The sequence below is a fragment of the Aquimarina rubra genome (assembly GCF_042684305.1).
In the GTDB taxonomy this organism is placed as follows: Bacteria; Bacteroidota; Bacteroidia; order Flavobacteriales; family Flavobacteriaceae; genus Aquimarina; species Aquimarina rubra.
On the sequence record NZ_JBHULE010000008.1, the window covers coordinates 623486 to 647239 of the forward strand.

General features: G+C 32.5%; 20 protein-coding genes. 7 read left to right on the forward strand and 13 right to left on the reverse strand.

Translation table 11 applies throughout. From position 1 onward, the window contains the following. Positions 1-36 precede the first annotated feature (36 nt). Positions 37-2487: an endopeptidase La gene (gene lon, locus ACFSR1_RS07040; protein ID WP_378291002.1), complete on the reverse strand. Its 2451-nt coding sequence runs from the start codon at positions 2485-2487 to the stop codon at positions 37-39. Between the two features lie 218 nt (positions 2488-2705). On the opposite strand from lon, the gene ACFSR1_RS07045 reads away from it, so the two are divergent. The 5 genes from ACFSR1_RS07045 (at position 2706) to ACFSR1_RS07065 (ending at position 6560) form a co-directional block, all read left to right on the forward strand. After that, positions 2706-3257 carry an RNA polymerase sigma factor gene (locus ACFSR1_RS07045; RefSeq protein WP_378291004.1) on the forward strand — a complete coding sequence of 184 codons (552 nt, stop codon included), beginning with the start codon at positions 2706-2708 and terminating at the stop codon, positions 3255-3257. Then, positions 3254-3817: a hypothetical protein gene (locus tag ACFSR1_RS07050; RefSeq protein ID WP_378291006.1), complete on the forward strand. Its 564-nt coding sequence runs from the start codon at positions 3254-3256 to the stop codon at positions 3815-3817. Before ACFSR1_RS07045 ends, ACFSR1_RS07050 begins: the two co-directional genes overlap by 4 nt. After that, complete coding sequence (locus ACFSR1_RS07055; protein WP_378291008.1) at positions 3798-4898, forward strand: hypothetical protein; 1101 nt, start codon at positions 3798-3800, stop codon at positions 4896-4898. The genes ACFSR1_RS07050 and ACFSR1_RS07055 overlap by 20 nt, the downstream gene beginning before the upstream one ends. A 21-nt stretch (positions 4899-4919) precedes the next feature. Then, positions 4920-5654 carry a head GIN domain-containing protein gene (locus ACFSR1_RS07060; RefSeq protein ID WP_378291010.1) on the forward strand — a complete coding sequence of 245 codons (735 nt, stop codon included), beginning with the start codon at positions 4920-4922 and terminating at the stop codon, positions 5652-5654. A gap of 171 nt (positions 5655-5825) precedes the next feature. After that, complete coding sequence (locus ACFSR1_RS07065; protein WP_378291011.1) at positions 5826-6560, forward strand: tyrosine-protein phosphatase; 735 nt, start codon at positions 5826-5828, stop codon at positions 6558-6560. Here ACFSR1_RS07065 and ACFSR1_RS07070 read toward each other — a convergent pair. From ACFSR1_RS07070 to ACFSR1_RS07085, 4 genes are all read right to left on the reverse strand, one after another. Then, positions 6557-8908: a GumC family protein gene (locus tag ACFSR1_RS07070; protein ID WP_378291013.1), complete on the reverse strand. Its 2352-nt coding sequence runs from the start codon at positions 8906-8908 to the stop codon at positions 6557-6559. The genes ACFSR1_RS07065 and ACFSR1_RS07070 overlap by 4 nt on opposite strands. A gap of 7 nt (positions 8909-8915) precedes the next feature. Then, positions 8916-9710 (reverse strand): polysaccharide biosynthesis/export family protein, encoded by a 795-nt coding sequence (locus ACFSR1_RS07075; RefSeq protein ID WP_378291015.1) that lies wholly within the window; start codon positions 9708-9710, stop codon positions 8916-8918. A gap of 85 nt (positions 9711-9795) precedes the next feature. Next, positions 9796-11724, reverse strand: a complete 1929-nt coding sequence (locus ACFSR1_RS07080; protein ID WP_378291017.1) for a polysaccharide biosynthesis protein — start codon at positions 11722-11724, stop codon at positions 9796-9798. Further along, entirely contained in the window at positions 11721-12854 is a 1134-nt protein-coding gene (locus ACFSR1_RS07085; RefSeq protein WP_378291019.1) for a DegT/DnrJ/EryC1/StrS family aminotransferase, read from the reverse strand. The genes ACFSR1_RS07080 and ACFSR1_RS07085 overlap by 4 nt, the downstream gene beginning before the upstream one ends. Positions 12855-13555: 701 nt before the next feature. On the opposite strand from ACFSR1_RS07085, the gene ACFSR1_RS07090 reads away from it, so the two are divergent. Together ACFSR1_RS07090 and ACFSR1_RS07095 are read left to right on the forward strand one after the other, a co-directional pair. Then, positions 13556-15007: an MBOAT family O-acyltransferase gene (locus tag ACFSR1_RS07090; protein WP_378291021.1), complete on the forward strand. Its 1452-nt coding sequence runs from the start codon at positions 13556-13558 to the stop codon at positions 15005-15007. A gap of 4 nt (positions 15008-15011) precedes the next feature. Then, positions 15012-15983 (forward strand): hypothetical protein, encoded by a 972-nt coding sequence (locus tag ACFSR1_RS07095; protein WP_378291023.1) that lies wholly within the window; start codon positions 15012-15014, stop codon positions 15981-15983. A gap of 1 nt (position 15984) precedes the next feature. Here the strand turns inward: ACFSR1_RS07095 and ACFSR1_RS07100 are convergent, their stop codons facing one another. From ACFSR1_RS07100 to ACFSR1_RS07135, 8 genes are all read right to left on the reverse strand, one after another. Continuing rightward, positions 15985-17142 (reverse strand): GNAT family N-acetyltransferase, encoded by a 1158-nt coding sequence (locus tag ACFSR1_RS07100; protein ID WP_378291025.1) that lies wholly within the window; start codon positions 17140-17142, stop codon positions 15985-15987. Then, positions 17139-18230, reverse strand: coding sequence for a GNAT family N-acetyltransferase (locus ACFSR1_RS07105; RefSeq protein WP_378291027.1), 1092 nt, complete (start codon positions 18228-18230; stop codon positions 17139-17141). The genes ACFSR1_RS07100 and ACFSR1_RS07105 overlap by 4 nt, the downstream gene beginning before the upstream one ends. Before the next feature lie 55 nt (positions 18231-18285). Beyond that, positions 18286-19857: an FAD/NAD(P)-binding protein gene (locus ACFSR1_RS07110; RefSeq protein WP_378291029.1), complete on the reverse strand. Its 1572-nt coding sequence runs from the start codon at positions 19855-19857 to the stop codon at positions 18286-18288. Positions 19858-19860: 3 nt separating this feature from the next. Continuing rightward, positions 19861-20505: a NeuD/PglB/VioB family sugar acetyltransferase gene (locus ACFSR1_RS07115; RefSeq protein ID WP_378291031.1), complete on the reverse strand. Its 645-nt coding sequence runs from the start codon at positions 20503-20505 to the stop codon at positions 19861-19863. Positions 20506-20547: 42 nt separating this feature from the next. Beyond that, entirely contained in the window at positions 20548-21153 is a 606-nt protein-coding gene (locus ACFSR1_RS07120; RefSeq protein WP_378291033.1) for a sugar transferase, read from the reverse strand. Between the two features lie 32 nt (positions 21154-21185). Continuing rightward, positions 21186-21854, reverse strand: coding sequence for an acetyltransferase (locus ACFSR1_RS07125; protein WP_378291035.1), 669 nt, complete (start codon positions 21852-21854; stop codon positions 21186-21188). Between the two features lie 128 nt (positions 21855-21982). Next, complete coding sequence (locus tag ACFSR1_RS07130; RefSeq protein WP_378291037.1) at positions 21983-22225, reverse strand: acyl carrier protein; 243 nt, start codon at positions 22223-22225, stop codon at positions 21983-21985. 21 nt (positions 22226-22246) lie between these two features. Then, positions 22247-23743 carry an AMP-binding protein gene (locus tag ACFSR1_RS07135; protein WP_378291039.1) on the reverse strand — a complete coding sequence of 499 codons (1497 nt, stop codon included), beginning with the start codon at positions 23741-23743 and terminating at the stop codon, positions 22247-22249. Between the last annotated feature and the right edge of the window lie 11 nt (positions 23744-23754).

A 23754-nucleotide genomic window follows, 5' to 3' on the forward strand; every position in this document is an offset into this window, starting at 1 on the left:
TAGAACTATCCAAAAGAACAATCCATCTAAAATAAATTACAATTTTTTAGCATTCTTCACTTTACTCTTGGTTAATGCTAGTTCTAAAACTTCACTCATTTCCTTAACATAATGAAATTTTAAACCTTTAAGATATTCAGGTTTTATCTCTTCAATATCTCTTCTATTATCCTCACAGAGTAAAATTTCTTTAATATGAGCTCTTTTTGCAGCAAGAATTTTTTCTTTAATCCCTCCTACCGGTAATACTTTACCTCTTAAAGTAATTTCCCCAGTCATTGCTATGCTCTTTTTTACTTTTCTCTGCGTAAATAGAGAAACTAATGATGTTAACATCGTAATTCCTGCACTTGGCCCATCTTTTGGGGTTGCGCCCTCAGGTACGTGAATATGTACATTATAATTACTAAAGATATCCGGATTAATTCCCAATATATCTGAATTTGCTTTGATATATTCCATCGCAATAGTTGCGGATTCTTTCATCACTTTACCTAAGTTTCCGGTTATGCTAAGACTTCCTTTTCCTTTGGATAGAATAGATTCTATAAATAAAATATCACCTCCTACACTAGTCCAGGCTAAACCTGTTACCACACCAGCGACCTCATTATTTTCATATTTATCGCGCTCTAGTCTAGGAATTCCAAGAACTTCAACTACATCATCACTACTTACTTTTACATTATAAGGCTCATCCATCGCAATGTTCTTAGCAGCATATCGTACCATTTTAGCTATTTGCTTTTCTAAACCTCGAACACCTGATTCTCTAGTATATCCTTCTACAATTTTTTCTAATTGAGTTTTCCCAATTTTAAGGTGTGATTTATCTAAGCCGTGTTCTACCAATTGCTTAGGAAGTAAATGTTGTTTTGCTATTTCTACTTTCTCTTCAATTGTATATCCAGTCACATTAATAATCTCCATACGATCGCGCAAAGCCGGCTGTATGGTATTCAAGCTATTAGACGTAGCTATAAACATCACTTTGGACAAATCAAATCCCATTTCAAGGAAATTATCGTGGAACTCAGAATTCTGCTCTGGATCCAAAACTTCTAATAATGCAGAAGAAGGATCTCCCTGATTACCTACAGACAACTTATCAATTTCATCTAAAACGAAAACAGGATTGCTTGTACCAGCTTTTTTGAGACTTTGAACAATTCTACCCGGCATAGCTCCAATATAGGTTTTTCTATGACCTCTGATTTCTGCCTCATCACGCAATCCTCCTAAAGAGATGCGCACATATTCTCGTCCTAATGCTTCGGCAATTGATTTTCCCAAAGAAGTCTTACCAACTCCAGGAGGCCCATACAAACATAAGATTGGTGATTTCATATCATTACGAAGTTTGAGTACTGCTAAATACTCAATGATACGTTTTTTAACTTCATCCAATCCATAGTGGTCACGATCAAGAATTTTCTTTGCACGTTTCAGATCAAATTTATCTTTACTAAATTCATTCCATGGCAAATCCAAAAATAAATCAAGATAATTACGTTGGATAGAATATTCAGCAACTTGTGGATTCATGCGACGCATTTTGGACAATTCTTTGTCAAAATGCTTCTTTACTTTCTCATCCCACTTTTTATCCTTACTTCTTGCCTGCATCTCTTCTATCTCATCTTCATGAGATACTCCACCCAGTTCTTCCTGGATAGTTTTCATTTGCTGATGCAGAAAATACTCGCGCTGTTGCTGACTCATGTCGTGCTGTACCTTATTCTGAATATCGTTTCTAAGTTCCAGTTTCTGGAATTCTAGGTTCATGTATTTCAAGGTAGCAAGTGCTCTGTCTTTTATATTGTCAATTTCCAGTATTTTCTGTTTCTCATCTACCGGTAGATTAAGGTTTGAAGAAACAAAATTGATTAGAAAAGAGTTACTCTCTATGTTTTTTATAGCAAAAGATGCCTCAGATGGAATATTAGGGCTTTCCTTGATAATTTCAAGCGCCAAATCCTTTATAGAATCAATAATCGTGTTAAATTCCTGATTTTCCTTAGAAGGTCTGGTTTCTGGTACTTCTAAAACTCTTGCTCTTATATATGGGTCTTCTTCTAAGATTTCATCAATCTTAAATCTTTTCTTCCCTTGCAAAATAACCGTAGTATTTCCGTCAGGCATCTTAAGCACTCTTAAGATTCTAGCCACTACTCCAACCTTATTAATATCCTTGGATGTTGGATTCTCTACATCTTCTTCCTTTTGAGAAACTACACCAATGGTTTTATTTCCATTATTCGCTTCATTCAAAAGTTTTATTGATTTGTCCCGGCCAGCAGTAATCGGAATTACCACACCAGGGAACAATACTGTATTTCTTAAAGGCAGTATCGGAAGTGTCTCAGGTAAATCTTCTTTATCTATCTCCTCTTCATCTTCAGGTGTCATTAAAGGTATTAATTCTGCATCTTCATTTATTCCCTGTAATGACAAACTGTCAAGCGTTGTTAATTTGGATTTCGTCATAAGTATATATAAAGTCATTTTGTCATTAAGTCAAAACGACATTCTTTAAAAATTAAATAAAACTGATTTTAGAATCAATAACACTAACAAAATAAGCCATTTATATATGATTCTACTTATGTATTTCAATTCTTATGCCACAAACTTCAAAAAAAATATTTTTAAAACTGTAACAAAATAGAACTATATATATCTTTATGTAAAGTAAACTGAAGTTTTTGACACTAACCAAACTAAATACTGAGCAACTGGTAGAGAGATGCCGCAAACGCGATCAGGGAGCGCAGATGGAAATTTATAATCGATACTATAAAGCTATGTATAACAGTGCTTATAGGATTATAAAAAATTCTGCAGAAGCTGAAGACGTAATGCAAGAAGCGTTCTTAACAGCTTTTACAAAGCTATCTATGTTGGAAGACAATAGGTTATTTGGTTCTTGGTTAAAAAAAATAGTGATTAATTCTAGTCTTACAATATCACGTAAGCGTAACATATATGGTGAGGTCCCTTTAGAAACCATAGAATATACGCTTACAGATGACACAGAAGGGATTGTAAGAGAGGATTTAACTAGTGTTAAAGCAAATACAGTTTTAAACACATTGAAAGAACTAAAAGAAAGCTATAGTACAGCATTATCATTACACTTAATAGAAGGGTATGATTATGAGGAGATTTGTGAAATTTTGAATATATCATATTCTAATTGTCGTACACTTATTTCTCGCGCGAAAGAAAGTTTACGAAAAAAATTACTGGTTGCATGAAAACTGAAGATGAAATAGAGAAATTATTTGAACGCATGGAAAATCAACTTGATGTATTTGAACCATCAGCTGATCATAAGGCACGTTTTTTAGAAAAACTACAAGAACAAAATAAGGTAGTTACATTACATCCTAAGAAACGAAATTGGATCAGGCCACTGGCTATAGCCGCATCTATTGCAATACTTGTAGGATTAGTATCAGTGGCTCCAATATTTAATGCTAAGGAAAAAGCTGATTTAGCAAGTGTTTCTCCACAAATGGAAGAAACTCAAAACTTCTTCACAGTTGCAATTAAAACTCAGCTTGAAGAAATAAACAAAAATGCATCTGCAGAAACTACTGAATTAGTTGCTGATGCAATGATACAATTAGAAAAATTAGAATCTAGTTATGAAATTCTAAAAAAAGATCTAGTAGAAAGCGGCAATGATAAAAGAGTGATCAGCGCGATGATTAAAAACTTTCAGAAACGTGCTTCTTTACTAGAAAAAGTATTAGAGAAAATTAACAATGTCAACGAATTAAAATTATCAGAAAATGAAACCAATATACTATAATATACTATGTTTACTATTTCTAGTTCCTGCAATTTCACTTGGAAATGGAGATACTAAAATAAAAGGAAAATATACCAAAGAAAAATCGCTGAAAAAAGAGTTTTCTGTTAACAGTGATGCTTTGCTAAAAATAAGTAATGACTATGGGAACTTGGATATCACTTCTTGGGATCAGGATAGGATTGTTATGGAAATAAATATAAAAGTCAATGGAGATGATGAGGAAAAAGTAATAAAAAAGTTGGAGAGTATTGATGTGATTTTTGAAGCTACTTCACAACTTGTCAGTGCAAAAACAACTTTTAATAAAGATGGAAAATCCTGGTGGTCAAAATTTTCTGATGGTTGGGGCGGAAACAATTTAAAACTAGAAATTAATTATACCGTAAAGGTTCCGGCGACAAACAGCATTGATCTTAATAATGATTATGGCAGTATCACACTAGATAAAATTAATGGTAATGCTAAAATTAACTGTGATTACGGACAGATCATTATTGGAGAATTATTGGGTAATGACAATTATATCAGTATTGACTATACACATAACAGCACCATAAAGTATATTAAATACGGAAAAATCAATGCCGATTATTCTGACTTTACTTTAGAAAAAGGTGATGAAATACTACTCAATGCTGATTATACACAATCCAAAATAATGGCGGTTAAAGAACTTAATTACAATTGTGATTATGGAAGTTTAAAGGTTGAAAATGTTGGAATATTCAAAGGAAACGGAGACTATCTGGATACAAATATTGGAAATGTAAGTAATAGTGTAAATATCAACTCTGATTATGGTTCTATAGATATAAAAAATTTAGAATCTACAACTAAAAACGTATCAATAAGAACAGATTACACAGGTGTGGATATAGGTTACAGCGATAATCTTAATTTTGATTTTGACATCAAAACATCATATGGAGGTATCAACCTAGATGATAACATTAGTATTATGAAAAAAAATAAAGAAAACTCTAGCAAAGATTACCAAGGGTATCGTGGTCAAAAAAATAGCGGAGCGACTATCAGCATATCTACCAGTTATGGTGGAGTAAAACTAAGAAAAAATTAATCATCAAATATTCAATCAATTATGAGAACAGTAACATTTATTTTAAGTTTAGTATTGTGTGGGGCAACATCGGTTCAGGCGCAATGGTGGGGAAACGGTAAAAAAATAGAAGGTGATGGTAATATGGTTACCAAAACAAGAACTACATCAGAGTACGATCAGGTAAAAGTAAAAGGTAGCCTAGATGTATCTCTTGTCTCCGGAAGTGAAGGAAATATAAAAATAGAAGGAGAAAGCAACCTAATTCCATATGTGAAGACCGAAATTGAGGGAGAAGCACTAAAAATCTATGTTGAAAAAGGATATTACTTAAAGGTAAGTAAAGGCAAAAAACTTATTGTCACAGTTCCTTTTAAAGATTTGAACAAAGTAAGTTTATCAGGATCAGGCGATATATACAGTGATGATGTTATTAAAGCTACAGATTTCACCACCAGTGTTTCGGGCTCTGGAGATGTAAGACTAGCTGTAGAAGCTAATAGTATCGAGAGTTCGGTTTCTGGTAGTGGAGATCTTATTTTAAAAGGATCTACAAATAACCTAGAATGTAAAGTGAACGGATCTGGGGATGTAAAAGCATATGATCTTAAAGCAAAAGATGTAATTGCATCTGTTAATGGATCAGGTGATATCAAAGTAACCTCTACATCTTCGTTAAAAGCCCGCGTAACAGGTTCTGGGGATATTGATTATCAAGGAAATCCAGAAAAAGAAGATAAAAAAGTTTCAGGATCTGGTGATATCACAAAACACTAAAAAAGAAGCATATTTCAATAATCCGAAACTGCTTAAGGAGTTTTACTTCTTGGGCAGTTTTTTTTACGTATATTAATCTTTATTTTTGTAAACAACTTGAAGTAAGTAATCGACAATACTCACTAATTAAAGTGCTAAAACTTTAATTTACCCCAAAACAATACGGACACTTTGCATTTTTTATCAAAAAAAGAAATTCCATTAAACGAAATCCTACCGCAAGGTTATGTTGATATACACTCACATTTATTAGCGGGAATCGATGACGGGGTAAAAACTGTATATCAATCAGCTTATATTATTGAGCAATTTGAGAAGTTAGGTGTAAAAAAAATCATTACAACGCCGCACGTAATGCAAGACGTATGGCCTAATACTCCAGAAATTATCAAGTCCAAACATACCGAAATGCAACAGGTTTTATCCTCTCTTGAGATAGAGGTAACTCTTGAGGCTAGCGCAGAATATATGTTGGATGATTTATTTTGTGAAAGTATAAATGGCCAAGATATTATTCCTCTGCATAAAAAATATATTCTGGTAGAGATGTCTACTTTTAATCCACCTATTAATTTAAACGAAATCCTTTTTGAAATAAAATTAGCAGGCTTCACTCCTATTTTGGCGCATCCCGAACGCTATTCTTTTTATCAAGATGATATAGATAAGTTTATCCAATTAAAGGAATCAGGTTTTTTATTTCAACTTAACCTGCTTTCAATTTCCGGATATTATGGAGAAAAAGTAAAGAATCTTTCTATAAAATTACTATCTGCGAATCTCTTTGACTTTGCAGGTTCGGATATCCATAATTACAGACAGTTCGAAATATTGGAAAAAGGTTTCATCCCAAAACATGCAAAAATGGTTTCATCCCTGATGGAAAGAAATTGTTTGTTTCTTTAGTCTTTTGCTCCATAACCATAACCATAGCCATAACCTACTTTATCACCAGCAGCATTTAGGAGGACGGCCATGTTAGGCAAGCGTTTTTCTCTATAGAAGTTTTCAGGAACTTGCAGAATTCTTTTGTCTGAGTAATTTTCTCTTACAATATATATACTTAAGTCGGCAAAGTGACCGATTAACAACGTATCCGTAACCAGACTCACAGGAGCTGTATCCACTACAATATAATCATAATGCTGTCCCAAATATTCGAACATCTCTTTTACCCTATCATTCATAAGAAGTTCGGCTGGGTTTGGAGGAATAGCACCAGAAGGAACTACAAAAAGAGGATCTTCTTCACCCATTTCATATATGACATCTTTAGGATTAATATCCGAATTCATAATAAAATTAGTAAACCCAGGAGTATCCTTCCCTTTTGGAAGCTCAAAGAAATTATGAAATTTAGGATCTCTAAAATCAGTCCCCAGATATGCTATCTTTTTACCAGAGATGGCTAATGTTTTTGCCAAATTTGATGAAACCAAGGTTTTACCTTCACCAGAAATAGTAGAGGTAACAAATATGACTTTGCCAGTTTCCTTTTTAGTTCCGGCCATTAGGAAGCCTAAATTGGTTCTAAGAATTCTAAATGCCTCAGCTACAGAAGACCTACTATTCCTAGAAACAACAATTTTACTTTTCTTCGTTTTCGTTCTTGGAATAGCGCCTAAAATTGGCATAGAAAGTACATTCTCGAGATCTTCTCTCGAATTTACTTTTGTATTAAACAGATCTAATAAATAAATCGTTAAAAAAGGAAGTGCGAGCCCAAAGAAAATAGCACCAAAATAGATCATTTTCTTATTTGGAGAAACAGGATATGATCCTAAGGTAGAAGCTTTGTCTATCACACGGGCATTAGATAATGTAATATGACTAGTGATTTCAGCTTCTTCTCTTTTTTGTAATAAATACAGATACAATTGTTCTTTAATACCTTGCTCACGACCTATTGCGGTTAATTCTTTTTGCCTTAAAGGAGCATTATATAATTGTCCACTAAAGTATTTATCTTGTGTTCGTAAACTATTCAAACTTATACTTATAGAACTTTTAGCTCCATTTAAACTCGCTATTAATCCTTGTCGCAATGAACCAATCTGTTCATCTATATTTACAACAACAGGGTTTTGCTCACTTGAAGACTTTAATAATCTTTTTCTTTGATTTATTAATCCGTTATACCTAGCAACAGTTCCTGTTACGGATGGATCATCAAATCCCAAAGTTGAAGGTAATATATCATATTTACCATCCTGACTTAGCACAAAACGCCTAGTAGACTCTATCTTCCTTAATTGAGTTTCTAATCTATTAATCTCCTGAATATTCCTGGAATCTATATCTGCTACCCTTTGAGTTTGTGCCGAAACATCATTTGTCAATCCAAATTTAGACTTGTACCCTGCTGCTTCATCATCGACCTCTGATAAATCTCCAGAAATAAGCTCTAGCCTTTCATTAATAAAACCTGCAGTTCTAGCAGAGGTTAATTTTTTATTTTCAATAGTAGACTTATTGTATTCTTCTACCAGATTATTAATGATATCCTTGGCTTTTTCCTTTACTGGATCATTTAATGATAACTTAACAATCGAAGATCCTTTCCCGATTGTAATAACGGATAACTTGTTTCTGTAGCCTTGAGCAACAATATTAACAGGCGTTATCTTAATGTGGATTATCTTTCCTTTATTAACCTCTATACCTTCAACACTTGGTGTAATAACTACATCACCAACACTTGTATTAATGGTTTTACCAAAAGAATGATCGCTAAGCTTTTTTCCTTCCTTATCCACAAAAGAAAAAGAAGTTGAGGAATTAATAAGTACTCTGAAGCTTTTGGATTTGGTATGAACAATAGAGTCTGCCGATAAAAAATTAATTTCAATTAATGATTTGGGATAATTCTCGGCTTCAAGAACCCTACCTTTTGTAAAATATTGAACATTAAGCTTAAGGTTGTTGACAACATTTGTAAGCAAAGTCCTAGATTTGATAATCTGTATCTCGTTTTCAATTTTATTTTTAGTATCGTCTAATAATCCTAGATCCTTAAATGCAGACAATTCAGATTCGCTCACACTTTCCTCTTGTGAGATTAAAATCGTACCCGAAACATTATATTGTGGAATCGTATAACGTATATGAACATAGGCTAATGTTCCAAAAATTAGTACACTCAATAGGAACCAATACCATTTTTTTACATATTTAAGAATTTCCTCCCTAAAGTTAAAACTTGACTTTGGAGTCTTTACAAAAGTATTTGTATCAGAATTATTATTAGAAATCATAAATTTTCTATCTTAAAATAAGCGCTAATGCAGCTAAACCTACACTTACTACACTCAAAACAACTCCGACTGTATTATCTCTACCTTTAGAACTTTTAATCATAGCTTGATTAGGCTCAATATACAATACATCGTTCTGTGCAAGATAATACACTGGTGAATCAAAGATAGATTTAGAAGTAAGATCAACTCGGTGATATGTGTTCACACCATCGTTTTCTCTAATCACCATCACATTACCTCTTTTCCCCATTATAGTTAAGTCACCTGCTAAACCGATAGCTTCAATAATCGTTACTCTTTCATTAGGAATTGTAAACGATCCAGGTCGACCTACTTCACCAATAACTGTAATTTTAAAATTCTTAAGTCTAACATTAACGATAGGGTCTTTTATATATATTTTTAATTTTTCCCTTAGCATATCCTTGATCTCTACTCTAGTTAATCCGGATATCTTTAATTTTCCTAATACTGGAAAATCAATATTTCCTTCTTCATCAATAAGATACGTAGGCTCTACTCCTCCATTCCCATTTGCAGCAGTTCCTGCATTATCGCCCGTTGGAGATGGCAAACTAGCTCCTTGCATCAAATTAAAAGGTCTGGCTGCATCCATATCGGTAGCAGAAACCAAAATACTAACAACATCATCTACTTTAAAAACCGGAGTAAACGAATTAGTTGACTTTATTCTTTCTAAATCATTAGAGTTTTGAAAATACACAACATCCGTTGGTGTTTTACAGGAAAAAATAAATGTTGATACTACTAATAAAAGTAAAAACTTGTGTGAGTTCATATTGTTAAATTCTTTAGGGCATTTCAATAAACAAACAAAAATATGACAATATTCTTGTTTTGTTATAACTATTTTAAAAAGAAGGCTACACTAATACTTTTGAGGTTTCGTTATTAGTATTTTGGTTCTTAATATCTATACTCTCAAATGCAGAATTTTTAGAGATAAATTCTGGCACAATTTCTTTGAGTTTACCCACAATTTGGTGATCTTGATTGAATAAATTCATAATACAGAGATCATCAATTTTATCCATTACCAATGGACAATCTGCATCGTCAAATTTACTAATCATAATTTTTTTGTGGTATGTTGGCAAGGTATTCTCCGTATCTGCTAATAGCTCTTCATACAGTTTCTCTCCTGGTCTTAAACCAGTTATCTCTATATCAATGTCATTAGGATAATTAAGACCGGATAGTCTAATCATTTTTTTGGCTAAATCGAATATTTTCACAGATTCACCCATATCAAAAATAAAAATTTCACCTCCATTACCCATTGTTCCTGCTTCAATCACTAACTGAGAAGCTTCCGGTATCGTCATAAAGAAGCGAGTAACATCTTTATGGGTAACAGTAAGAGGTCCTCCTTTATCTATCTGTTTTTTAAACAAAGGAATCACAGAACCATTAGATCCCAAAACATTACCAAATCTGGTGGTAATAAATTTAGTCTTACTTGTTTTGTGTAGACATTTTATATACATCTCTGCAACCCTCTTAGTAGCTCCCATCACATTGGTTGGATTTACCGCTTTATCAGTAGAGACAAAAACAAATTTATCTACACCAAATTCTGATGATAAATCTGCTAATTTTCGTGTACCTAAAACATTTATCTTAATTGCTTCACAAGGGTTATTCTCCATTAATGGCACATGCTTATACGCAGCTGCATGAAATACCATATTGGGTCTAAACCTTTCAAATATGGTTTCTATACGTTGGTGATCTCTGATATCAGCTACTATAGGAGTGAAATTAGTAACTCCTTTACTTAATAACTCCTGTTGTAAATCATACAAAGGCGACTCTGCCTGATCTACTAACACCAAATGTTTATAACTATAGAAAGACGCTTGTCTTACAATTTCGCTTCCAATAGACCCAGCAGCACCAGTAATCAAAATAACTTTATCGTGCAGCTCTTTTTTTATGTTTTGATTTTCTAATGCTATTGGTGCTCTATCCAATAAATCCTCAATTTGAATTGGCTTAATCTGAGATACATTTAATTTACCATCGATCCAATCATTTATTGCCGGAATAATCTTCACTTTCACTGATAGCTTAAGTAAATCATCAGAAATTTTGGATAAACGTTGCTTATCAATATGAGGAATTGATACAATGATTTCCGTTATATTGTGTTTTGTTACATAATTTTGCGTAATTGTTTTAGAGCGGTATACAGTAATACCATTAATTGTTTTTCCAACTTTTTGTGGGTTATCATCAATAAAACCAACTACAGTTACTGATTTATGAGAATCATTAGTAATAGCAGCCAGTGTTATCAAACCTGAATCTCCTGCTCCATAAATCATTACCCTCGAAGAATCTCCAAGTTTTGACTTTATATAATGGTAACAATATTTAAATACTAAACGACTAACCGTAAGATTAATAATATTCAATAAATAGTGAACACAAATAATAGATACAGGAATATTAAGAAGCTCTGGAATTAAGGATAATCTGCTTGACACCATTAACGCTCCACTTAAAGAGATCAGTACTGTAACCGCCAAAAACAAATTGTAAGCATCCCTCATTCCGGTATGCCTTATTACTCCTTTATGAGAACCTATCATCAAGAAACTAACCGCTGCTAAAGCCGTCATTACCGGTATTTGATAAAGGAAATTAGTAGTATCAAAATCTAGGGTTATACCAAACCTAACTACATAGGCCAAAAAGAAATTAAAAATAGTAATTGCAATATCGATAGATAATACAACCCATTTTGACGCGTGCTTATGTGAGTTATTTATTATGTAGTCCTTAATCATCTCAATATATTTTTAATTACCGATACTATTCTAAATAAATCTTCTTTTTCAAGATTGGACCCGCTGGGTAGGCAAAGTCCTCTATCAAATAGGTCGTCAGAAATTCCATTGAGGTAAGCATCACAATCTGCAAAAACAGGTTGACGATGCATGGGTTTCCATAGTGGTCGCGATTCTATGTTTTCTTCTGCCAGAGCTAATCTTAAACCTTCTCTTAGTTCATAAGATGTGGTTTCTATACAAGTCAGCCATCTATTAGAATGAAAACCTGTTGGCTCTTCCAAAAATTTAATTTCCGCAGAGTCGCTTAAGTTGTTTTTATAAAAATTAAAGTTATTTCTTCTGTTGTTTACGTGTTTCTCCAAAACCTCCATCTGCCCTCTTCCTATTCCCGCAATGATATTACTCATTCGATAATTGTGACCGATCTCAGTGTGTTCATAATGTGGGGCATTATCTCTAGCTTGAGTAGCAAGAAAAATAGCTTTTTCCCGCTGTTCTGGCTTTTTTGCTATTAACGCTCCACCACCAGAGGTAGTAATAATTTTATTTCCATTAAAAGAGAGTATCGCAATATCACCAAAAGTCCCACACTTCATACCGTGATAAGAACTTCCTAATGATTCTGCACTATCTTCTAAAACAGGAATTTTGTATTCTGAAGCTATTTTGTGGACGGCCTCTACATTATAAGGCATACCATATAAATGGACTGCGATAATTGCTTTGGGCTTTTTACCCTTAGCAATTCTATCTTTTATAGCCAATTCTAATTGTTCTGGACAGATATTCCAGGTTTGCGCTTCGCTATCAATGAATATAGGTTTTGCTCCTAAATAAACTATAGGATTGGCAGAAGCAGCAAATGTCATACTCTGACATAGCACTTCATCTCCTCGCGAAACTCCCAGAAGCTTTAGCCCTAAGTGTAATGCTGCGGTACCAGAACTTAGAGCAGCTACAAAATTGTTGTCACCCAAATAATTCTCGATATCCTTCTCAAAACCATCTACATTTGGCCCTAATGGTGCAACCCAATTAGTGTCAAAAGCTTGTTTAACATAGCTTTGCTCCATCCCCCCCATATGTGGTGAAGAAAGCCATATTTTCTTGGATTCTACTGCATTCATAATTTTCCCCATTAATTAATGAACAATACTTTATCCTCAACAACTATAACATAACTGTTACAATTGCCGACATTCTTTTTCATGACAATCTAATAAAATGTAAGGAAGAAGGGGGTAGCACTTCCAAAAATTGTATTTTACTCTTACTTGCTTTAACCACCGCTAAAATAGTTCAGTTACTTGTAATATCATCAGAAAAATTTGTTTTTTAGATAGAATACTAAAAAAAGGCGTTTAACAGCATTACTATTTCGTTATAATTCGAAAAACGAGGGGTTTACCGTAAGAAAAGTACTATATGACATAACACTAAATACAAGTAAAAACCTACAAAAAAGCTGGTTTTGTTTAATCAATTACGCTGAAACTATTATTTTTAACGTTTTTTAACTAACATTTACCAAAAAACAGCTGTAATTTCCTACTTCATTCCACCTCCAAAACTATACTGCAATGATACTGGTAAAATTTAATAATATTAGCAGTGAATAACCTATTTATCTATAGGGTTTTTCCCCCTGCCAATTCTAGCAGAAAAAGTCTAATTATGTCATCAAAATAAGAGTTTTTAAAAAAAATAAGATAATTCTTGATTTATTAAATTAATTAAACAAAATTTACACGCTTCAAAAAATTAATAGAATTGTATCATATCAATTTCTAATCAATAAACTCCCCGAATTTTATATTAATGGTTATACATGTTATTTAATTCTTTAGATTTTTTCATATTTCTACCGGTAGTTTTTATTTCATACTGGTTTTTTTTCTACAAAAACTTAAAACTGCAGAACTTTTTTATTCTGGGAGCTAGTTATTTGTTTTACGGAATGTGGGATTGGCGTTTTTTGTTTCTCATTCTAGCAAGTACTACAGTTGATTATTTCGTTGGTCAATACATCTACAGCAGTGATTCCCATAAACAAAGAAAGAGATGGTTATGGGTTAGTGTGATTTTTAATATTGGACTATTAGGCTTTTTTAAATACTACAATTTCTTTGTAGATTCCTGGGTTGATTTTATAGATATTTTTGGCTATAAACTACAAAGTTCCTGGACATTACAAATCATACTTCCTGTTGGTATATCTTTTTATACCTTCCAGACCATGTCTTATTCATTAGACATTTACTATAAGAGACTTGCTCCTACTAAGGATTTTATCTCATTTGCTACATTTGTTGGTTTTTTTCCCCAATTGGTAGCAGGTCCGATCGAGAGAGCTTCTAACCTACTTTCTCAAATTACTACTAAGAGGAGTTTTAACTATATACAATGTACAGAAGGTCTTAAACTCATAATCTGGGGATTGTTTAAGAAAGTTGTAATTGCTGATTCAATTGCGCCCATAGTGGATGATATTTTTGCTAATTATGGAAGTTACCCTGCCTCTACTCTTATATTAGGAGTTACTTTATTTAGTTTTCAGGTATATGGAGATTTTAGCGGGTATTCTGATATTGCGATTGGTACCGCTAAATTATTTGGAATAGAATTAATGTCCAATTTTAAGTTTCCTAGTTTTTCCAGAAATGTTGCAGAATATTGGCAACGTTGGCATGTATCATTATCGACCTGGTTTAGACATTATGTATACATTCCTCTTGGTGGAAGTCGAGTTAGTAAGCTAAAATCGGTAAGGAATATTTGTATTATCTTTTTAGTCAGTGGTTTTTGGCATGGTGCCAATTGGACTTTTATTGCATGGGGAGCAATTCATGCGCTTCTATATATTCCGGTTTTCCTGATGGGACGTAATCGAATTTATATGAATAATGTAGTTGCGGAAAATAGTTGGTTTCCTTCTATTAAAGAAATATTACAAATACTCCTTACCTTTTCATTAGTAACATTTTCCAGGGTATTTTTTAGATCAGAATCCATCACTGATGCTTTTGGTTTTTTGAAACAGATATACAATAATTTTAGTTTTGAAATATATGAACATCCTCTAGGATATCGTATGATTGACTATTTTATATTACTGGGGCTTTTTGTTTTATACGAGTTCAGAATAAGAAGAGATGAACGATCTCCTTTCAAATTTAAATCACGAGTAGTACGATTTATAGCCTATACTTTAGTAATTTTAGGTATGCTCCTTTTCTTTGATGATAATATTGATAGATCTTTTATATATTTTCAATTTTAGTTAAATGAAAAAACTTATTCTAAAAAGCGCTTTATATGTTTTTCTAGTACTCATTTCATTAGAGTTATTAGTTCGCGTTTTTCATTTAGGAAAAGATACTCCGACCAGAATTCTGGATGAATACAAAGTAGAGAAATGGATGCCTAATCAGAATGGTTTTTCTGTGACAGGAAACAGGAGACAGAATTTTTCTGAATATCATATAAACAACTCAGGATATAACTCTTACCGTGAGTTTACACCAACCAAAGACAATATTGAAGTTGCACTTGTAGGAGATTCATTTATAGAAGGGTTCCATCAAAATTATTATAATTCTATTGGTAAAAAAGTCGAGAAATCTATCCCAGAAATTGAAGTTTATGAATATGGATATGCAGGCTATGATTTTGCGGATCAACTACACCTAATCAATGCCTACAAAGAACAATTTGAGGCAATTGATCATATTATCCTTGGAATAAAATTCTCTAATGATCTCACCAGAGGAGAATACAAGGTAGTTACAGGTCGTCTAGCGTTAGAATCCCCTATGAATAGGCTTCTTAAAAAAAGTAAGCTACTCGTATACTGTAAAAGCATTGGTATTTTGGATCCTCCACAAAGACTGTTCTACAGACTAATGAATATACTGAAACCTACGTCTAAAAAACAAGATGCAAGCGAAGAGGAAATATTACGTATCAAAAAGGAGAAAGAAAACAAGTACTTAGCCAATTTCAATAACTTAGCTAATACATACGGCTATGATAAAAATCGTTTCACGCTGCTTTTAGATTCGAGAATTACCAGTAATCTTTTCATATCTTATTTAGAAGAAAATGATTATAATTATATTGATTTTTCAGAATATTTTGAAGAAAGTGATCATTCCACTACTTTAATTTACGATAGACACTGGAACAATCACGGGAGGGATTTGATTGCCAAAGCCATAAGTAAATACCTTAAAGAAAAAGAACTGATCAAAAAGTAACTTACTTTTGCAACATCACTTTTTGCATTTTTGATTTCCCCACAATTACATACGTTTTTTCTTTTTTAGAAACCTCTAACACTTTAACGTTAGCAACGTTATCTATACTGGTATACAGAAAATCAAAGACAATTCTTCTCAATTGTCTATGGTCTTTCGTATTGTAATCTATAACGGGTAATTTTTTATCATATACAGCTTCTTCTATTGCAGCAACTTGATATTCTTCAGTAAAAGCAATTGGATTTTTCTTTCGTTTCGCTTTATACTTTTTATAACGAACGTAAGCGATTTTAAAAACAAATTCTTTTAATTTTACTTTTAGATACTCAATATTTCCTTTAAAGAACCCTACAACTGATTTTTTTGGATATATGATTTGATGTTCAAAATTATATATGTGATTACACCATTCTCTCTTATAGCTTAGATCTCCCATTCCCATCTCATACGATTTATGATCGTTCTCAATAAGCCAATCTAGCTTTTTATAAATCTCTACGCTACCTAGACTAAACTTAGAATAATCAATATCATATGATGAAATTGCACTAAACAATCGATCTTGAAAATGATGGTTTAAGGAAACAATAATGGGTTGATTATTATCAAAAGCAACAAACATGGATGCTTTTTTTTCATTAATTAAAGAGAAATACATCTGTTTATAATGATCCCACCTTAAAAGACTTTGACTTACATCATTACGTTGTTCAAATCTTCTTACTAACATTTTTTCTAAAGCATCCATCAAGAACTCATAATCCTCCTCCTCTATTGCTCCATAGTATGTCTTATACGAAATGTTAAAACAAGATTCTAACCGTTTAATTCTTCTTCTGATACCTTTGGCATTACTTCTAAAACGATGCTTAATATAGGCATCAGCACTTGCAAAACCATCCAAAAAAACAGCATAGCCTTTAAAAAATTGCTCTACTTTTTTTACAACAAAATTACCACTGTTACTATGTGGTTTTAAATAATCTGGAATGAAAAAAACAGAATACACCTTATCTGGATTTTGCTCCAAACTATTATCATAATCAGGGTTGATTATCCCTTTCTCGTTTTCTGATGATCGTACTTCTGAGAATAGTTTTGGAATTGAACATTTTTCAAAAAGCTCGAAAAAATAATCTATATGTACTTTTTTCATCTATTGTTCAATCTATAAAACGGAAAGAAATAATTTTTCAGATCTTCTTCCTTGATATTTGCAAATTCTTTGTCTGAAGCTAAGCATAGTTCATTATACACTTTTTCATTTACTATTTTTCTTCCCGTACAAAATATAACATCATCATCCTTAGGAAACAATGACTTTTTATTTTTATACAACCCATCTCCATCCTTCATTCCTCCACCAAGAACGTAATACTTTTTACCATTTTCCACGGCCCATTCTATTACTTTTACTCTTAGGAAATCATTTGGTCGATAACTAAAATACTCTGCATTAGTACCTCCTAAGAATGCAAAAATTATATCTTTATAATTGATGATAAGTTCCACAGAAATTGGTACGCCCTCATGATAAACAATAACTATAGAAAAGTTATCCAGATTAGATAATATAAGATCTTCAAAATAAGTCTCAGAGAAGAAATAAATACTATCTGCTTTATTTCTTGTCATTGTATCTACATAGATATCATGAAAGATTTTGATAGTATCTTTAGTGATCTGATCCTTATGAAAAACCTTAAAATCCAAATTATAGTTTACTGCTTTTCTATAATTATTTCTCACTTTAGGAAGAAACGCATTCCACTGATCTTCAAAGTTTTCTAATAAATGACCTTTTACATTAGAAAGTGTTTGTATCAACGAACCAGAATAATTTTCATGATTCTCATTAAGACTAAAACGAACAAATTCTGTTACGATGTTGTTTTCCTTATACCAGGCATCTACATAATTCCAAAATTGAGCAAGATCCTCTGATGAAACATTATCATTAAACAATGGCCCACTATATCCATAAGGGCTAATAACATCATTATATGGGTATTCCTTATCATTTATTTTAATCTTTCTTAGCACAAAGGGCATTAAAATAATCGGGACACCATCCTTTTCAAATAAAAAACACCTTAATTCGTCTGAATCTTTCTCAGAATGACGAAGATGTTCTATGGAATAATAGACGTTATTGTTCCATTCTTTTTTAAGAAGTGACTTGTATTTCAAAACCTCTGAACTATCGTCAAGATCTTTTATTAATATTCTGTAGTTTCCTTCCAATGCTAATGTATTAATATGATTGATTTCATTTATTGATTGATGCTTTTAATAATCCCTACTTACTTTGACTAAAAAAATCATATATTTTATCAGATAGAACATTTGAAAGCCATATTATCCTCCCACAATGTTCTACATGCCAAACAGCTTTTCCCTCAAAAATATTGCCGGCTAATAATGGTCCTACGATATGTAAATTATCCGATGCTTCTAAAGATTCATTTACATCAAAACCAATCTTGGATTCATTAGGAATACATAATTTCTTTTCTATGGTATTCTTTAATAATTGTGGAATATCAGATGCTGTTAAATTTGTACTTCCAATACAGTTAAAAACTATTTGTACGGAATCTTTAGAAATTCTATTAGTTCCTGATCTGGTATCTAAGTATTCTAAAGAATACATATCATCAGAATTTTTCTTTATATCTATAAATCTCCCTGCGATATGATCAAAACGATTTTCCTCTTTTAAAGCTTCTATTGTTTTAGAATAATGATACCCTGCACATCGCTGTCTTCTTCCTATATCATTACCATATAGACAGGCAAACTTTTTTAGTTCTCCCTGATCTAGTTTTTTTAACAATGAACCAAAGGCTTTTGAGATAATATCCACAGTAGAAGCTGCTCCCAAGTGAATTTCATCTGCTAAATCCAGGTCTTTATATGTTGCATCGGCAATTTGCTTGGCTGTTAAGCTTTGATGATCAGCCAGAGAAAGTAAATTTTTTGGTAAATATTTCTTTTTTCCTTCCTCGTCAACAATAGAGTCTGGTGATAATCCCTGAGTAGAAAGAAGTGTAAACTTATTGATTTTGGATTTAATATTTCCGTGATCATTAAGCTTGTAAAGCATTTCTAAACCACTGGCATTTGCCCCAACGATTAAAGCATTCACCTCTTTTTCTGGCTGATCTTCTAAAAAGGTATCAAGTTTTGCAAGAACCTCTTTTAAACAAGGCTTATAAGGATTATTAACAAAAATCAAATTATCATCTGTAATGAAATCTTCTTTTTTCCATAAATGCACAGTAGGAAGTGAGCCTACAGAAAGAATAACCTTCTTAGAAATAAGCTTATGATCATTATTAAGAGATAATGAATACATAGTATCAGTCTTATCTATATCAATCACTTCTGTGTTCACATAATCGACTACTATACTGCCTTTTTCTTCAGCTTCTTCTATATACTTTTTGGTTTTTTGATCAATGTAGCAACCAAAAAAACGACGAGGAATAAAAAGGTCCTCCCATTCGTTGTTTTTGAGCTTATCTGCGTGCTTAGAAAGCCACTCTGCAGACAAAATACCTCCATCGGATCTAAACTCTTCTAATAACCATTCTTTATTTATATTAAGCCATTTGATAAACTTGCCTAATTCCGGTTCTGGTAAGAAATTCTTTAAAGATGTAATTAAAAGAACTGAAAAACCAGATCTCACACCATAAGGTATTCCTGTATAAAATTCCGGGTATTTATCGATAATAGTTATTGATATTTTCTTGTGTATTGATTTGGTTTTTAATCGATCAAGAAAATGTAAAATAGTAAATGATGATGAGATACCTGACCCTATAAAAGTGATATCTGTGTGGTTAGTTTTATTTTCAAAATCCATAAACTATGGTTGTTTTGTTTTTATTACGCGAGCCGGGTTACCAACTACGGTAGTATATTCCGGAACATCTTTAATAATAACTGTTCCTGCCCCTATTAATGTTTCTTTTCCTATTTCTTTTATACCAGTCATTGCAGTAACACCCATACCGATATAAGCATTTTTTCTAACATTGATTAAAGCTCCAATGTTAACACCAGAAGACATAAACACTCCATCTTCTAAAGTCACGTGATGTGCAATAGTGCTATCCATATTGATCATAATATAATTACCAATAGTAGTATGCGGCATCACGATATTACCAGCTAACATGTAGACAGCTTCGCCAATGGTTACATCGGGTGCAATCGATACAGTATGATGTAAAAACCCTGGTATACCATAACCTTCCTTTTTTAAAGTAGATAAATACGATACTCGTACTGCATTTACTCCAATAGGACAATACACATCTTGTATCTTATCTTTAAACTCTTCCAAAAAAAGATCCTTATACATACCGATAACTGGTATATTAATAACATCTTTACCTATAAGATCTGGATTATCATCGATAAAACCTATGATGTTTACTCCAGCTTCTTTAAGATATGAAGCATACACTTGTCCTTGTGTTCCTGCACCAATTATTACAGCGTTTTTCACTTTCTTACAATCTAGTTTTAGTGGTTTTTTTATTCTATTTGGTTAATTATTACCTGTAAAAGTAGGCATATTTACATTTTCGCCGCTATTAATATCTTCTTTAAACAAAACTTTCTTAGCTGTCATAAAAATAATCTTAAGATCAAGTTTAAAACTTAAATTTTCTGTGTACCATACATCTAGTTTAAATTTTTCATCCCAAGAGATTGCATTGCGTCCATTTATCTGAGCCCAACCTGTAATTCCTGGTCGCACATCATGTCTTTTTCTTTGAAAATCACTATATAAAGGTAAATACTTTACTAAAAGTGGTCTGGGACCAATTAAACTCATATCTCCTTTTATTACATTAAAAAGCTGTGGAATTTCATCTAATGAATACTTTCTTATAAACTTCCCCGTTTTTGTAATTCTCTTTTCAAAGGGTAACAGTTCTCCTTTTTCATCTTTTTTATCATTCATACTTTTGAACTTCACTATTTTAAATACCTTCCCATTTTTACCAGGTCGCTCTTGAAAAAAGAAAGGTTTACCGTTGTTGGCTATAGCCAATAGTATAATGAGTACCATTATGATCGGTGATAAAATGAGAACACCTATAAAACAAAGTGTGAAATCTAAAAAACGCTTTATAAATGAATTATACATAAATTCTATTCCTATATTCTAACTTATTTAATTTAAGATTTAGATAAATATCTCTTCCCTTTTTTTACTGTTTTAATAACTTCGCCCGGAACGCCGTATACTAGATTAAAATCATCTACATCATGCAATATTAACGATCCCGCACCGATAATACTATGTTTACCTATATCTACACCTTGTATTACATTAGCTCCTAATGATATTGCCGAACAAAAACCAACCGTTACATTACCTCCTACTGTGACACCTGGAGCAATACTTGCAAAATCATTAAGTTTACCATCGTGTCCAAAACTAGCATTTGTATTCAGGATACATCCATCTCCTATTTCCGCCAGGGCATTCACTTTTACTGAAGCTAATATTACCGTTCCTTTTCCTATTATAACACTAGGACTTATAATGGCGCTAGAATGAATAATCGTTACAAATTCAAAATCCGGGGCCAGTTCTTTAATTTTGGTATGCATTAGATATCTAGTCCAATTATCTCCAATAGCAATGATACCTTTCTTAATCCCTTTTTTTATTAAATCCTTTATCAGATCTTCTGTCCCTAGGATTTCATAACCAAGAACCTTATCTCCCTTTGGTTTAAACGAATCAATCAGCCCATAAATCTGATACTTTCCATTTGATTCTACTGTTTCTATAACAACCTTAGCATGACCTGAGGCACCGATAATTACAATTTTCTCCATTGGTTCGTAAAATGATAATCCGATAAAGAAATGAATCTGTTTATCACTATACTATGACAAAAATCAGTAGACAGTTTAAAAAAAATGAAATTAAACAGTTACCTATTTATTATATTGAAGGCTTATTACTATTGTAATTCTGATTGAATACTATTAACTAAGTCACCCACATTATTCATATTCATCAGATCCATTAACTTAAACTTAATATCAAAAGTTTTCTCTACTTCTGTAATAATCATCATATGCGTAATGGATTCCCATCCGTCCACATCATTTGCCGTAGTCTCATCCGAAAGTTGAAAATTTTCATGTTCTAATACAGCTACAAATGCTGTTCTCACTTTAGATAAAATCTCTTCTTTATTCATTAATTGGTTGTTTTTAGTTGTTTAGTGTATATCAAAATGTTTTTTTAATTCTTTTCTGTCAATTTTTCCATTGATACTATGCGGAAATTCTTTTATAAACCTTATGTGCATTGGAATCATATAACTTGGCATTACATTTTTCATATGATCAAAAATATATTCCGTATCAAATTCTTCGGATTCAATAGCTAAACCAAGTTCGGCATTACCTAACGAATTAGTAATATCTAGCGCTACCATATTCACTTTTTTATCAGATCTGGATTTTGCGTGAAACTCTATTTCGGCTAATTCTACTCTATATCCTCTAATCTTCACTTGGAAATCTGCTCTACCTACATATAAAAAATCTCCTTCATCATCCTTTAAACAAAGATCACCTGTTTTATAATACCTAATACTTTTCCCATTTTCTTCTCTTACAAAAAAGCTTTGAGCATTTCGTTCTTCATTTTTCCAATATCCTGGTGTAATTTGTGGACCTCCAAGGCATAATTCACCGGTTTCACCAATACCAACTTCTTCATTACTTTCATTAACAACAAGATACAAAGTGTCTTTTTGCGGGGTTCCAATCGCTATAATTCCATTATGTGCCTTAGTGTGAGTTTCCTTGTGATAAGGATAAAATCCGCTATACACGGTAAATTCTGTAGGGCCGTAGTAATTGAATATTTTACAGTTAGGAAGGCAATCGCTCCACTCTTTTGCGATATCACTATGTAAAGCTCCACCACCAAAACTACAGTATCGTATATCAGGAGCATTTATTTCTCCAAAATAAGGGCGTAAATAATTAATAATCGAAGGGACCATCGTAAGCACGGTAAGCTTCTCTTCGTTAATTAACTTAAAAATATAGAAATACTTAATCGCTACTTTCGGAATGGTATACATACAAGATCCTGACAACAAAGGAAATAGATAAGTAACTACCGAAAAATCAAAAGTAAGCTCAAACATTTGCAGGCATCTATCAGATGGCTCCAAATTAAATGTTGGTTCTGCATCAATCGCTCCTACCAAAGCCTGTACATTATCAAAAGTAATAGGCACTCCTTTTGGCAGTCCGGTAGTACCGGAAGTAAACAAGATATATGCTAATTGGTCTCCTGAGAATTCTTTAGGAACTAAGTTGATTTCAGTATTTGATAATTCTTTAGAAGGGATTACTTGATAATCATCGTACACCGAACTTTCTGAAGAATCTATAACATATTTAGTTTCAGTAAGCTCGAAAACTTTTGCATTACGCTCAAATGGAACTTCAGGATTCACTGGAACATACGCTTTACCTTCTAACCAAAGTGCAACGATACTGGCATATGTCTGAAGATCATCATTGGTAACCAAACCAATAAGCTTTTCCGAATCTTCTATTGTGTCAACTATTGCGCTTCTTATTTTGGATATTTCAACGGCAAAATGTTTGTAGGTATAAAACGTACCATTAATGCACAATACATTATGATCTGAATGCTTTTCTATCGATTCTTGTAGTCTTTTTACGAATTCCATTTGTGGTTGAT

What these genes read in the sequence shown, in the direction of transcription:
- ACFSR1_RS07100 (WP_378291025.1), bottom strand. Translation starts at nt 17,142, where the DNA reads ATGAAAAAAGTACATATAGATTATTTTTTCGAGCTTTTTGAAAAATGT.
- ACFSR1_RS07130 (WP_378291037.1), bottom strand. Translation starts at nt 22,225, where the DNA reads ATGAATAAAGAAGAGATTTTATCTAAAGTGAGAACAGCATTTGTAGCT.
- ACFSR1_RS07075 (WP_378291015.1), bottom strand. Translation starts at nt 9,710, where the DNA reads ATGAACTCACACAAGTTTTTACTTTTATTAGTAGTATCAACATTTATT.
- ACFSR1_RS07085 (WP_378291019.1), bottom strand. Translation starts at nt 12,854, where the DNA reads ATGAATGCAGTAGAATCCAAGAAAATATGGCTTTCTTCACCACATATG.
- ACFSR1_RS07055 (WP_378291008.1), top strand. Translation starts at nt 3,798, where the DNA reads ATGAAACCAATATACTATAATATACTATGTTTACTATTTCTAGTTCCT.
- ACFSR1_RS07110 (WP_378291029.1), bottom strand. Translation starts at nt 19,857, where the DNA reads ATGGATTTTGAAAATAAAACTAACCACACAGATATCACTTTTATAGGG.
- ACFSR1_RS07090 (WP_378291021.1), top strand. Translation starts at nt 13,556, where the DNA reads ATGTTATTTAATTCTTTAGATTTTTTCATATTTCTACCGGTAGTTTTT.
- ACFSR1_RS07080 (WP_378291017.1), bottom strand. Translation starts at nt 11,724, where the DNA reads ATGATTAAGGACTACATAATAAATAACTCACATAAGCACGCGTCAAAA.
- ACFSR1_RS07135 (WP_378291039.1), bottom strand. Translation starts at nt 23,743, where the DNA reads ATGGAATTCGTAAAAAGACTACAAGAATCGATAGAAAAGCATTCAGAT.
- ACFSR1_RS07070 (WP_378291013.1), bottom strand. Translation starts at nt 8,908, where the DNA reads ATGATTTCTAATAATAATTCTGATACAAATACTTTTGTAAAGACTCCA.
- ACFSR1_RS07095 (WP_378291023.1), top strand. Translation starts at nt 15,012, where the DNA reads ATGAAAAAACTTATTCTAAAAAGCGCTTTATATGTTTTTCTAGTACTC.
- ACFSR1_RS07120 (WP_378291033.1), bottom strand. Translation starts at nt 21,153, where the DNA reads ATGTATAATTCATTTATAAAGCGTTTTTTAGATTTCACACTTTGTTTT.
- ACFSR1_RS07050 (WP_378291006.1), top strand. Translation starts at nt 3,254, where the DNA reads ATGAAAACTGAAGATGAAATAGAGAAATTATTTGAACGCATGGAAAAT.
- ACFSR1_RS07125 (WP_378291035.1), bottom strand. Translation starts at nt 21,854, where the DNA reads ATGGAGAAAATTGTAATTATCGGTGCCTCAGGTCATGCTAAGGTTGTT.
- ACFSR1_RS07060 (WP_378291010.1), top strand. Translation starts at nt 4,920, where the DNA reads ATGAGAACAGTAACATTTATTTTAAGTTTAGTATTGTGTGGGGCAACA.
- lon (WP_378291002.1), bottom strand. Translation starts at nt 2,487, where the DNA reads ATGACGAAATCCAAATTAACAACGCTTGACAGTTTGTCATTACAGGGA.